The following is a 12,840-nucleotide window of genomic DNA, read 5'->3' as shown; positions in this document are numbered from 1 at the left end:
GGGTTCGGCGCTGCTGGGCAGCGCTATGTCGCGCGCAATTGGCGCAGCGTTTGCAGAAGCCGTCGAATATCGAGCTGTTCGGCCGCAAGTTCTGGGGACAGCGGGCTGATATGCGGCACGATACCGAGCAGCGGCGCGTCGTATGCTTGCGCGAGATGCGTGCGAATCGACGCGATGTTTTCGTCGGCGAAGCTCATATCCGGGTCGATGCGATTCGCGACCCAGCCCGCGAGCGTGAGACCGCGCGCGGCGATTGCTTCGGCGCTCAGCAGCGCATGGCTGATGCAGCCGAGCCGCATGCCGACCACCAGCACCACCGGCAGCTTCAGCGCGACGGCGAGATCGGCGGTGTCCTGCGTCGCGGTCAACGGCACGCGAAAGCCGCCGACACCTTCGACCACGACGACCTCGGCGAGCTTCAGCGCCTCGCGATGGCACGCGACGATGTGATCGACATCGAACGAGACGTTTTCCAGCGCCGCAGCGATGTGCGGCGCAGCCGGTTCCTTCAGCAGATATGGCGTGCGCATCGCGGGCGGCAGCAGCACGCTCGACGCGGCATCGAGTTGGTCCGCGTCTTCGTTGTGCAGCACACCGTTCACTTCGAACGCGCCCGCCGCGATCGGCTTCATCGCGGCCGCTTGCAGACCTTCGCGCACGAAGCCGCGCAATAGCGCCGACGACACGAAGGTCTTGCCGATCTCCGTGTCGGTGCCGGTGACGAACAGCGACAGTGCGCCGCCATCGTTATTCGGGTTGCTCATGCGGCGCGCGCTCCGACTTGTTGCAGCGCGGCTTCGAGCCGGTCGAGATCCGCATGCGAGTGCGCGGCCGACAGCGAGATGCGCAGGCGCGACGTGCCGGTCGGCACGGTCGGCGGACGGATCGCGGGCACCCACAGCCCTGCGCGATCGAGCGATGCGGCGATCTCGAGCGTCGCATCGTTCGCGCCGATGATCAGCGGTTGAACGGCCGTATGCGAATCGACGGGCAGCCACGGCGTCGCCTTCAGCATCGCGCGTGTGCGCTCGATCAGTTGCTGCAGATGCGCGCGGCGCGCATCGCCTTCATCGCCGCCGATGATGCGCAGGCTCGCCGACACCGCATGCGCGGCCGCCGGCACCGACGCGGTCGTGAAGATATACGGACGCGCGCGCTGCACGAGCCATTCGATCACGGTCGCGTGCGCGACCACGAAGGCGCCGGAAACGCCCGCCGCCTTGCCGAGCGTGCCGATCGAGATCAGATGCGGCGAGCGCAGCGCGGCTTGCGCGATCGCGCCGCGGCCCTGCGGGCCGAGCACGCCGAAGCCGTGTGCGTCGTCGACAATCAGCCACGCGCCGTGCCGCTCCGCTAGTTCGAGCAAACGCGGCAGCGGCGCGATGTCGCCGTCCATGCTGAACACCGTGTCGGAGACGATCACCTTGACGTCCGCCTCAGACGCTTCGAGCATCGCGCTCAACGCATCCATGTCGCAGTGCGGATAGATCTGCACATCGGCGCGCGACAGCCGCGCACCGTCGATCAGCGATGCGTGATTGAGCGCATCGGAGAACAGCGTCGTGCCGCGGCCCGCGAGCGCGGTCAGTGTCGCGAGATTCGCCATATAGCCGGTGCTGAAATACAACGCGCGGGCATCGTCGACGAAGCTGCCCGCGAATGCCGCGAGATCGTCCTCCAACCGCGCATGCGCGCGCGAATGACCGCCGAGCAGATGCGAGCCGCCGCTGCCCGCGCCATACAGCCGCGCGCCTTCGGCGATCGCCTCGATCAACTGCGGATGCGCGGCGAGGCCCAGGTAGTCGTTGCTCGCGAAGCCGATCATTTCACGGCCGTCGACCGTCATGTGCGCGGCGCAGGGTGTGTCCGAGGTGCGGCGGCGGCGGCGCAGGCCGCGCGCGTCGATTTCCTTCAGGCCTTCGGCGAGTGTGTCGAGCAGATGCATCAGCGGGCCTCCGCGAGCGTGGCGTCGAAGGTGTCGCGTGTGCGCGCGGCGAGCAGCGCGAGTTCTTCGTCGCCGAGAATGTACGGTGGCATCAGGTATACGGTGGTGCCGATCGGGCGCAACAGTAGCTCGCGTTGGAGCGCGTTTTCGAAGAAGCGGCGCGAGAATGTTTTGGCTCGCTGCGAATCGTCGAGCACCGCATCGAACGCGAAGATCGTGCCGCGCTGACGCAGATTGCGCACCTGCGCGTGCTCGGCGAGCGGTGCGAGCGCGGCCTCGAGCGTCGCCGATTTGCGGGCGTTGGTGGCGAGCACGTCGTCGCTCGCGAACAGATCGAGCGTTGCGAGCGCGGCGCGGCACGCGAGCGGATTGCCGGTGTACGAGTGCGAATGCAGGAAGCCGCGTGCGGTGTCGTCGTGATAGAAGGCTGCGAAGATCTCGTCGCGCGACAGCACGATCGACAGCGGCAGATAGCCGCCGCTGATGCCTTTCGACAGACACAGGAAGTCGGGCCACACGCCTGCCTGCTCGCATGCGAAGAACGTGCCGGTGCGGCCGCAGCCGACCGCGATTTCGTCGGCGATCAGATGCACGCCGTACTGGTCGCACAGCGCGCGCAATCCGGCGACGTACGACGCGTCGTGCATCGCCATGCCGGCCGCGCACTGCACGAGCGGCTCGACGATCAGCGCGGCGATGCGGTTCGCGCGCGCCTCGAACAGCGCGCGCACGTTGTCGAGCGCGCGGCGCGCGACGTCGGCGGCGGTTTCGCCCGCTTGCGCGAGCCGTGCATCGGGCGACGCGACGACGTGCGCGTGACGAATCAGCGGATCGTACGCGTCCTTGAACAGCGCGACGTCGGTCACGCCGAGCGCGCCGATCGTCTCGCCGTGGTAGCTGTTGGCAAGGCAGACGAATTCCTGCTTGTCCGCGTAGCCCCGGTTGCGCCAGCTATGAAAGCTCATCTTCAGCGCGATCTCGACCGCCGACGCGCCATCCGACGCGAAGAACGCGTGGCCGAGCGTGTTGCCGGTCAACGCGTGCAGACGTTCGGCGAGTTCGACGGCGGGTTCATGCGTGCAGCCGGCGAGCATCGCGTGTTCGAGCGTATCGAGCTGCTCTTTCAGCGCCGCGTTGATGCGCGGGTTCGCGTGACCGAACAGATTGACCCACCACGAACTGATCGCGTCGAGATAGCGATGACCCGCGCGATCGTATAGCCATGCGCCTTGACCGCGCGCGACGGGGATCAGCGGCAGACGTTCGTGATGCTTCATCTGCGTGCACGGATGCCATACCGCGCGAAGGCTGCGGGCGACCCAATCTTCAGGGGCGACCCGGGGGGCTGCTGAATTTTCCAAAGAGGTACTCCGAGGTGCTTTTATGCCACGCACGCGTGAGGTCGGTCTCACGCCTTTTTGAAAGGCGTTTCCGCGTTTTCCGCAGACCTATTCCGCTCGCGAGGAACGAGCCTTGGCGAGTGCGCGGGGTCGAGATTAGCGGTTTATTTCGTCGCGCGCATCAGCCGCGAAACGCGTGTTTTTCGCGCTGGCGTCGAGGTTTGCCGCTGTTCGATGCAGCTCGTTCGACTTCGGGATTGAAGCTCGCTAATCGACGGAGATAGCGACGTCAAAGTAATGGGCTGTTACTGGCGAGAATTTGTGGTGAAGAGGTGGTTTTCGCAGGGCGCGCGGCACGAACGCTCGTTGCGGTCATCGTGCAACGGCGGCCCGAATGCAAAAAGGCCTGCTGAATCAGCAGGCCTTCGACACGTCGGAACCGAACTCGAATCCAGATGCGATGCGTACTTCACTCCCGGCTCGCAATCGCTTTCCGGCCATTCGCATCGGCATCACCCGCATCCGCCGTCTGCGAGCTCTGATTGCCCCACACGACCGAGTTATCGACTGCATACAGCCGGCACGGATCGGAGCTCTGCTTCTGGCAATTCGCCACCGCCACCGACATCGGATCGTCGCCGCCCTCGGCCCACGACCACGCGCCCGAATCCGACACCGCGAATGCGCGGCTCGGATACTGATGCAGGAAGTTGCGATAGCCATTGCGGCCCTCGTTGTCGAGGTACGGCACCGCGTCGACGGCGTCGAGCGCAGCGAAGCCGGTTGCCTGCGGCGCGGCCGGATCGGCGACGTGATACTGCACGGCCGTCGGCATGCCGGCGCGCGCGAGGAACGCTTCGACGGCCGGCCACCATACGCGCACGCCGTCGCGGTCACCGACCAGCCGATGCGCGTCGTTCTTGTACTTGCCGAAGTCGACCATCTTCACGCTCGCGCCATGCGCGCCATACGCGGCGTACATGCCGGCGACGAGCGGCGCGTTCCACACCGAATCGTTATCGCCATAGAGCCACAGCGACGGCACCGTGGTCTTCTCGCCGTACGCGCCGAATGCGCGCGTCAGATTGCCTTGCCAGTCCTCGCAGGAGTCCTGGCGCAGGCCGCCCGAGAAATTGATCAGCGCGCGCACGCCGGGCGCCGCTTCGGTGCCGTACGCAATCGTCGCGAGACCGCCATGCGAGGTGCCGGCCACCACGATGTGCGTCGCGTCGACATAAGGCTGCTTCGACATGTAATCGATCGTCGCGGCGACGTCGCCGGCCTGGCCGAGGCCATTGCGTTGGACGTCGCAGCCGTCCTGCTCGTACACGCCGTCAGAGTGGCCGAAGCCCTGGCGGTTCGGCGCGACGACCACGTAGCCGCGGCGCACGAATTCGCGCGCAAACGGCAGCGGGTCGCTGCGTTCCTGTGTGCGCGGATCGCCCGGAATCTTGCCGTGGTTGAACACGATCATCGGGAACGGGCCGCGGCCGTCCGGCTTGTAGATCGTGGTTTCGAGCGTGACAGTGCCGGCGGCGTCGACCGGCACGCGGATGATCTTCTCGTTCAGGTGAGCGGTGGGCAGGTAGACGTCGTCGTCGAGCGCGAGGCGCGGCACACGGGCGCGCGACAGCGGTCCCTGGGTGTCGCTGGTCGGTGTCGCGTTGTGTGCCGAAGGTGAAGAGTAAGCGAGCGGATCGGCGTGCGCGATCGTGACCGCACACGTGGCCGCGGCGCAGATCGCCGCACACTTCGTCAGAACCTTGCTCAACACCATTGACGCACCTGCTTGAAAGACCTGTCCTGAACTCCGTGCTGTCCGGTGGCCAAAAACGCTGCTGACGTTCAGCTTTCGTTCGCGTTTTCGACACAAACAGACTCACTCGCGTGCGTAGTGCGCAAAGCGCACGCACGCAAATCGAGATCGCACGGGATGAACCCAACGGCCGACGCGACCCCACGCGCCGAGGATGAGCGTCACTCGGTGCTCCGGAGCCCGCGCGGCGCGCTTTCGATCAGCGGCCGGTCAGGCTTCCTTTGCATGTTGCGGAACTGGTGTGACCCGCTCTCGCAATGTGACGTCATGAAACTACGGACTCATCCTGGCACGACAATTTTGTTTTGTGCAATCAAGGAGAACCCGCGACGAAAAAATTGCTGCGTCTGCGAATAAGGCCTCAAAGCCTTGCCAGGCATGGGCCGGGGACATGTGGCGGGAAGCGGCGAATAAAGGTCGTGTACGTGCTGTGGCGTGAGGCCAACGAAGGAGCCTGCGCGCGTGGAACGAAAAAAAGCCCGATCCGAGGGCTTTTATGAATTTTGTCGAGAGCGAGAGGCAGGCATGAGAAAGCCTCGACGCGTTATGCAGCGATCACTTAATCAGCCCTGTTACTCATTGACGTCTCCGTCTACATAACGCCAGCGACCATCATCGCCACGCAGGAAGCGGCTCAATTCATGCAGCCGATGCGCACGTCCCCCCACTTTGTAGCGGGCGATGAATTCGACGGTCGCGTGATCGGCATCGCTTTCGGCGAACGCTTTGATCTGCAGTCCGAGCCAACGAGGCGCGTCGGGTGCGGTGGGATCGACGTCGAGATCGGCGGGGCGGGTGCTGGGGTCCCACGTCGCGCGCAGGTAGTCGGTTGCACCGAGCACGTACGCGCTATAGCGCGAGCGCATCAGTTCGAGCGCGTGCGGCGCCGCTTCGCCGCCGTCGATATAGCGGCCGCAGCATTGTGCGAAACGCGGGGCCTTGGTCGGGGTGCCTCCGCGTGCGGCGGGCGCGGCGCCGCCGCATGGACAGTCGACAGGTCTTTGCAGTGACAACAATGGCTTATTCATTGAAATTTCAGTTGAGCGCGCGAGCGATCAGGATCTTCTGGATATCGCTCGTGCCTTCGTAAATCTGGCACACGCGCACGTCACGGTAAATCCGCTCGACCGGGAAGTCGCTCAGATAACCGTAGCCGCCGTGAATCTGCAACGCGGCCGAGCAGATGCGCTCGGCCGCTTCGGAAGCGAACAGTTTTGCCATCGCGGCTTCGGTCAGGCACGGTCGGCCCGCGTCCTTCAGCGACGCAGCGTGCCAGATCAATTGACGCGCGGCTTCGAGTTGCGTGGCCATGTCGGCCAGACGGAACTGCACCGCCTGGTGCGAGAACAGCGGCGCGCCGAAGCTCTCGCGTTCTTTTGCGTAAGTCAGCGCCGCTTCGAACGCGGCGCGCGCCATGCCGACGCTTTGCGCAGCGATGCCGATGCGCCCGCCTTCGAGCCCTGACAATGCGATCCGGTAGCCTTCGCCTTCCGCGCCAATCAGGTTCGCCGCCGGCACACGGCAGTCCTCGAACACGATCTGCGCGGTGTCTGACGAATGCTGGCCGAGCTTGTCTTCGACACGCGCGACTACGTAGCCCGGCGTGCTGGTGGGCACAATGAACGCGCTGATGCCGCGTTTGCCGGCGGTCTTGTCGGTGACGGCCATTACGATCGCGACGTCGCCGTTCTTGCCGCTCGTAATGAACTGCTTGACGCCGTTCAGCACGTACGCGTCGCCATCGCGCGTCGCGGTAGTGCGCAGCGCCGACGCATCCGAGCCCGCTTGCGGCTCGGTCAGGCAGAACGCGCCGAGCATCTCGCCGCGCGCGAGCGGCGTGAGCCAGTCGCGCTTCTGCGCGTCGTTGCCATAGGTGAGCAGGATGCTGCACACGGGGCAGTTGTTCACCGAGATCGCGGTCGACGTGCCGCCGTCGCCAGCCGCGATTTCTTCGAGGATCAGCGCGAGCGCGAGCGCGTCCATGCCGGCGCCGCCATACGCGTCGGGCACCAGCACGCCATAGGCGCCGAGTTCGGCGAGCTGCCGGTGCACGTCGCGCGGAAAGGTGCGCTCGCGATCCCATTGCGCCGCGTACGGCGTGATCGCTTCGCGCACGAAGGTGCGCAGCGCGTCGCGCACCATCAGGTGATCCTGGTCAAGCACCATGAGTGTGTCTCCGATCCGATGCAACCCGGTTGTCTACCAGTCGAGCTGCGTACCGTCGTGCTGAACGAAGCGGCCGTGGAACGCGTCGCGCGATGCCGCCGCCTGCGCCAGCACCTCGCGCATGCCCGCGACGCTGCGCGCCGGATCGAGCGCGGCCTGCGCGCCACCCATGTCGGTGCGCACCCAGCCGGGATGCAGCGACACGCAGGTCGCGCGTTGCGCGTCGAGCGACGCGAGCTTCAGCACGGCGTTCAGCGCCGCCTTGCTGGTGCGATACAGCCAGCCCGTCGTGCCGCTCGCATCGGCGATGCTGCCCATGCGGCTCGAAATCACCGCGAGCACGCCGTCCGTTTCCTCGACGAGCGGCAGCAGGATCGGCAGCAACTGCATCGGGCCGCGCACGTTCGTGTGCATCACGTGATCGAAGTCCTCGGCGGTGATCGTCTCGATCCCTTCGGTGCGCGGACCGTACACGCCCGACACCACGATCGCGACGTCGAGCCGTTCGCCGTCGAGCTTCCAGCCGAGCGCCGCGATCTCTTCGGGGGCGGTGACGTCGAGCATGAAGGTTTCGGCACCGAGCTCGTTGAGCGCGTCGAGCGCGGCGCCGTCGCGCGCGGTCGCGAGCACGCGCCAGCCGCTCTTTTTGTACTGCCGCACGAATTCCTGGCCGATGCCACGAGACGCACCGACGATCAACACTGTTTTCATCGTATTCCTCGAAGTTTGGTCAACGCTTCAGATCAGTTCGATACCCATCGCGGTCGCCTCGCCGCCGCCGATGCACAGCGACGCGACGCCGCGCTTCAGACCGCGATTCTTCAGCGCGCCGATGAGCGTAACCAGAATGCGCGCGCCCGAGGCGCCGATCGGATGCCCTAGCGCGCATGCTCCGCCGTTCACGTTGACCTTGTCGTGCGGCAAATCGTGCTCTCTCATCGCGGCCATCGTGACGACCGCGAACGCTTCGTTGATCTCGTAGAGATCGACGTCGCCGGCGCGCCAGCCGTTCTTCCCGAACAGCTTGCGCATCGCGCCGACCGGCGCGGTCGTGAACTTCGCGGGCTCCTGCGCGAACGTCGAATGACCGACGACGCGTGCGAGCGGCGCGACGCCGAGCCGCTTCGCGGTCGACTCGCGCATCATCACCAGCGCGGCCGCGCCGTCCGAGATCGACGACGAGTTCGCCGCCGTCACGGTGCCGGTCTTGCTGAACGCTGGCTTCAGCGTGGGGATCTTGTCGAGATTGGCCTTGAACGGCTGCTCGTCGCGCGCGATCGTGACGTCGCCTTTGCGGGCCGCCACCGTAACAGGCGCGATTTCCCAGTCGAACGAGCCGTCCTCGTTCGCGCGTTTCGCGCGGTTCAGCGACTCGACCGCGAACGCGTCCTGCGCCTCGCGCGTGAAGTCGAACGACGCCGCGCATTCCTCGGCGAACGTGCCCATCAGACGGCCTTTGTCGTACGCGTCTTCGAGGCCGTCGTAGAACATGTGGTCGAGCACTTGGCCGTGGCCCATGCGCATGCCGCCGCGCGCCTTCGGCAACAGATACGGCGCGTTCGTCATGCTTTCCATGCCGCCCGCGACGATCACGTCGAGCGAGCCCGCGGCCAGCATGTCGTGCGCGAACATCGCCGCGCGCATGCCGGAGCCGCACATCTTGTTCACCGTCGTGCAGCCGGTGGCGAGCGGCAGACCCGCGCCGAGCGCGGCCTGGCGCGCGGGCGCCTGGCCGAGGCCGGCGGGCAGCACGCAGCCCATCACCGCTTCGTCGATCTGCTCGGGCTTCAGACCCGCGCGCTCGACGGCCGCCTTGATCGCGACCGCGCCGAGTTGTGGCGCAGTCAGCGACGCGAAGTCGCCCTGAAAGCCGGCCATCGGCGTGCGCGCCGCGCTGACGATCACGATCGGATCGGCATGGATACCACTTTGAATTGCGTCACTCATGTTTGAGCTCCTTGGTCATAGCTTGGATGGCTACCGCCGCGCGCGGCCTGCTGTGAACCCTCGTGAGATTCATCAAGCCACGCGCACATTCGGCTCGTTCGCCTCTGCATCGGTTGTTTCGGCGAACCGCTCCGGATAACGCACGCAGAAGCGCACGCTCTGGTCGTACGGGAAAAAATCGGGCAACTCGCCCTTCAAGAGAAAATCCTTGTATCGCTGCCACAGTTCGGGCTCGAAGAGATCCGCGTGATGCCGCATGAACGAGCGGCGCACGCGTGGATCGCCGAGCAGGAAGGTGCCGTACGTCTCCGGGAAAATATCGTGCGGACCGACCGGGTACCACGGCTCGTCCGACATTTCGTCTTCCTCGTTGCGCGGCGCCGGCACCGCGCGCACGTTGCAGTCGGTCAGGTACTCGATCTCGTCGTAGTCGTAGAACACGACACGGCCGTGGCGCGTCACGCCGAAGTTCTTGTACAGCATGTCGCCGGGGAAGATGTTCGCCTGGATCAGTTCCTTCACCGCGTTGCCGTATTCCTTGATGCCGTGCTCGATGTCGTCGTCGTTGCCGTTCTGCAGGAACAGATTCAGCGGGATCATGCGTCGCTCGATGTACATGTGGCGAATCACGAGGTTGTCGCCGTCGTATTCGATCAGCGACGGCACTTCCTTCTCGAGTTCGCGCAACAGCGTTTCGTCGAGCCGCGCAAGCGGCAGCGCGACGCTCGAATATTCGAGCGTGTCGGCCATGCGGCCGAGCCGGTCGTGACGTTTGACGAGCAGATACTTCTGCTGGATCTGCGCTCGCGTGGTTTCCTTCGGCGGCGGAAAGTTATCCTTGATCAGCTTGAACACGTAGGGGAACGACGGCAACGTGAACACCAGCATCACGAGCCCCTTGATGCCGGGCGCGACGATGAAGCGGTCGCTCGAATGCTTGAGGTGATGCAGCAGATCGCGATAGAACAGATTCTTGCCCTGCTTCTGCAGGCCCACCGACGTATAGATCTCCGCCTTCGGCTTGGCCGGCATCACCGTGCGCAGAAATTCGACATACGCGGACGGCACTTCCATGTCGACCAGAAAATACGAATGCGAGAAGCTGAAGATGATCAGCAACTGCTCGCGCTTGAGCAGCACGGTGTCCAGTGCGAGCACGCCCGGTTTCACGTGACGCAGCGGCACCGCGAACGGCAGCAGCGCGTCGCCGTTGATGATGCGCCCGACGATGTACGCAGCCTTGTTGCGATAGAACAGTGACGACAGCACATGAATCTGAAAATTCGGCGACTCGTCGAACACGCCGAACGCTTCGCGAATCGACTGCACCACACAGGCGACGTCGCGCGTCAGATCCTCGAACGGCGGGTCGAGCTGGAAGTTCGTGACGACCCGTTCCAGCGTTGCGGCAAGTCCGTCCGTGCCGGGGTAATACGCGCGATAGGTCGGCTTCGCGGCCGGTTCGTCGTTCTCGATGTATTCGGTCGAAATCGCCGGGCGCACGAAAATGAAATCGTTGTTGAAGTACGAGCGGTGCAGGATCTTGCAGGAAACCGAATTAAAAAAGGTTTCCGCGCACTCGGGCTGACGGTGCGTGGTCAGAAGACCAATGTAGTGCAGCTTGATCTGCTGCCACACTTCGCTGTCGATGTTCTCCGCGTCGTACTCGTCTTCGAGCAGGTGCACGCATTCCTGCACGCGATCGTCGTACGACGCGATGCGGTCGCGCGCGAGCCTTTGCAGGCCGTGCCAGTCGCCGGCTTCGAACAGCGTCTTCGCATGGATCGCCGCGTCGCGAAAGATCCGGTAGTGACGGTCGAACCCTTCGAGCATCGTCTGCGCGACGTCGAAACCGATTTGCGACGATAACAGTTTGGGGAAGTGATTCATCACGCGCGCTCCGCAAACGCCGGTCAGAGTCAGGCAGCTTCAGGCAGGTTTCGCGTCGCGCCTCGTGCCATCGAGCAACGCGCGCGCCTGCGCTTCGTACTGCGCCAGATCTTCGAGCGTCGCGTCGAGATCTTCGCGCTGACGTTCGAGCACTTCGCGATGACGCGCGACCGTCGCGAGAAACGCGTGCAATTGCGGCACGGTGTCGGTCGGCGACTCGTAGACGTCCAGCAGGTCGCGGATCTCCGACAGCGTGAAGCCAAGGCGCTTGCCGCGCAGCGTGAGCTTCAGACGCGTGCGGTCGCGGCCGGAATAGACGCGTCGCAAGCCGCTCGAACCCTCGCGGCTCGGTGAGAGTAAACCCTGGTCTTCATAGAAACGAATTGCGCGTGGCGTGACGTCGAATTCGCGCGCGAGTTCGGTGATCGTGTATTGCGTATTCATCGGGACATCTCGTGGCCGCTTGGCCGGCACAAAACCGGATTGAACGATAGAATCGACGTTTACGTTATCGTCAACCTGAGCGGAACGCAACCACAACCAGGCCGACCGGCATCGCATACCTGGCCATGCCGGAGAGTCGTCGGAGGAAGACAGTCCCCATGAATGCACTCGAACACCAACTCCAATACCCGTTCAACGACACGATGCCCGACTCGGGCCGCACGATGGAAGTCGCGCCAGGCGTGCTTTGGCTGCGCATGCCGTTACCGTTCGCTCTCGACCATATCAACCTGTGGCTGCTGCGCGATGAGATCGACGGTCAGCAAGGCTGGACCGTGGTCGACTGCGGCATCACGTCGGACACGATCAAGGCGAATTGGGAGAGCGTGTTCGATTCGGCGCTCGACGGGCTGCCGGTGCTGCGCGTGATCGTCACGCATTGCCATCCGGATCACATCGGCCTCGCGGACTGGGTGTGCGGCGGCGGCGAGCAAAAGCGTTGGGACGCGCGGCTGTGGATGACGCTCGGCGAATACATGCAGGCGCGCGTGATGGCGACGGGCGACGGTTCGAACGCGGGCGGCGAGGCAGCGGCGCGGCATTTCGCGCGGCATGGTTTGAACGACACCGAATCGATCGACAAGCTGCGCAATCGCACGAGCTATTACTCGAGCCTCGTGCCGGCGATTCCGGGGCAATACCGGCGTTTGCGCGAAGCCGAGGACGTGAGGATCGGCGGCAGGACGTGGCGCGTGGTGACGGGTTTCGGCCACTCGCCGGAACACTGCGCGCTGCACTGTGCGGAAACCGGCACGCTGATTTCAGGCGACATGGTGCTGCCGCGTATTTCAACCAACGTGTCGGTGTTCGATATCGAGCCTGAGGGCTCGCCGCTCGAACTGTATCTGGAGTCGCTTGGCCGTTACGAGACGATGCCAGAAGACACGCTCGTGCTGCCGTCGCATGGCAAGCCGTTTCGCGGCGTTCGCACGCGCATTCAGCAACTGCGTGAGCATCACGACGCGCGGCTCGCCGAAGTGCGCGAAGCGTGCGCGGAAAGGCCGCGTAGCGCCGCCGATATCGTGCCGCTGATGTTCAAGCGCCAACTCGATATCCATCAGATGACGTTCGCGATGGGTGAGGCGCTCGCGCATTTGCATCTGCTGTGGCGGGCGGGGGAATTGAAGCGGACGCAGGATGCGGATGGGGTGATCCGGTTTGCGGCGGTGTGATCTCGGACCTTCGCCGCGGGCGGAGAAGCGCGGACGAATAGGTCCGCGCTGGGCGAAGGC

11 protein-coding genes are annotated in these 12,840 nt (G+C 64.8%); 1 reads left to right on the top strand and 10 read right to left on the bottom strand.

Annotated features, from left to right (window positions below; translation table 11 throughout):
* Positions 1 to 23 precede the first annotated feature (23 nt).
* The 10 genes from bioD to G5S42_RS28025 form a co-directional block, all read right to left on the bottom strand.
* Entirely contained in the window at positions 24 to 764 is a 741-nt protein-coding gene (gene bioD, locus G5S42_RS28070; protein WP_176109719.1) for a dethiobiotin synthase, read from the bottom strand.
* On the bottom strand, positions 761 to 1,945 hold the full coding sequence (bioF, locus tag G5S42_RS28065; protein ID WP_176109718.1) for an 8-amino-7-oxononanoate synthase: 1,185 nt from the start codon (positions 1,943 to 1,945) through the stop codon (positions 761 to 763). Before bioF ends, bioD begins: the two co-directional genes overlap by 4 nt.
* Positions 1,945 to 3,306, bottom strand: a complete 1,362-nt coding sequence (gene bioA / locus G5S42_RS28060; protein WP_176109717.1) for an adenosylmethionine--8-amino-7-oxononanoate transaminase — start codon at positions 3,304 to 3,306, stop codon at positions 1,945 to 1,947. Before bioA ends, bioF begins: the two co-directional genes overlap by 1 nt.
* A 448-nt stretch (positions 3,307 to 3,754) precedes the next feature.
* A complete protein-coding gene (locus G5S42_RS28055) occupies positions 3,755 to 5,062 on the bottom strand; it encodes a dienelactone hydrolase family protein (RefSeq protein ID WP_176109716.1) in 1,308 nt (435 codons plus the stop codon).
* A 611-nt stretch (positions 5,063 to 5,673) separates the two neighbouring features.
* Positions 5,674 to 6,129 carry a YchJ family protein gene (locus G5S42_RS28050; RefSeq protein ID WP_176109715.1) on the bottom strand — a complete coding sequence of 152 codons (456 nt, stop codon included), beginning with the start codon at positions 6,127 to 6,129 and terminating at the stop codon, positions 5,674 to 5,676.
* A gap of 7 nt (positions 6,130 to 6,136) precedes the next feature.
* Positions 6,137 to 7,267, bottom strand: a complete 1,131-nt coding sequence (locus G5S42_RS28045) for an acyl-CoA dehydrogenase family protein (protein WP_176109714.1) — start codon at positions 7,265 to 7,267, stop codon at positions 6,137 to 6,139.
* A 33-nt stretch (positions 7,268 to 7,300) separates the two neighbouring features.
* On the bottom strand, positions 7,301 to 7,978 hold the full coding sequence (locus G5S42_RS28040) for an SDR family oxidoreductase (RefSeq protein WP_176109713.1): 678 nt from the start codon (positions 7,976 to 7,978) through the stop codon (positions 7,301 to 7,303).
* A gap of 27 nt (positions 7,979 to 8,005) precedes the next feature.
* The gene (locus G5S42_RS28035; protein ID WP_176109712.1) at positions 8,006 to 9,214 is read right to left on the bottom strand and encodes an acetyl-CoA C-acetyltransferase; all 1,209 of its coding nucleotides are present in this window, start codon (positions 9,212 to 9,214) and stop codon (positions 8,006 to 8,008) included.
* 72 nt (positions 9,215 to 9,286) lie between these two features.
* Positions 9,287 to 11,104 carry a bifunctional isocitrate dehydrogenase kinase/phosphatase gene (gene aceK / locus G5S42_RS28030; RefSeq protein ID WP_176109711.1) on the bottom strand — a complete coding sequence of 606 codons (1,818 nt, stop codon included), beginning with the start codon at positions 11,102 to 11,104 and terminating at the stop codon, positions 9,287 to 9,289.
* 39 nt (positions 11,105 to 11,143) lie between these two features.
* A complete protein-coding gene (locus tag G5S42_RS28025) occupies positions 11,144 to 11,548 on the bottom strand; it encodes a MerR family transcriptional regulator (protein WP_176109710.1) in 405 nt (134 codons plus the stop codon).
* A 158-nt stretch (positions 11,549 to 11,706) separates the two neighbouring features.
* On the opposite strand from G5S42_RS28025, the gene G5S42_RS28020 reads away from it, so the two are divergent.
* Entirely contained in the window at positions 11,707 to 12,780 is a 1,074-nt protein-coding gene (locus G5S42_RS28020) for an MBL fold metallo-hydrolase (RefSeq protein ID WP_176109709.1), read from the top strand.
* Positions 12,781 to 12,840: the final 60 nt, after the last annotated feature.

The organism is Paraburkholderia youngii (assembly GCF_013366925.1).
GTDB classification, from domain to species: domain Bacteria; phylum Pseudomonadota; class Gammaproteobacteria; order Burkholderiales; family Burkholderiaceae; genus Paraburkholderia; species Paraburkholderia youngii.
This window is presented reverse-complemented; position numbering and strand designations above follow the sequence as displayed.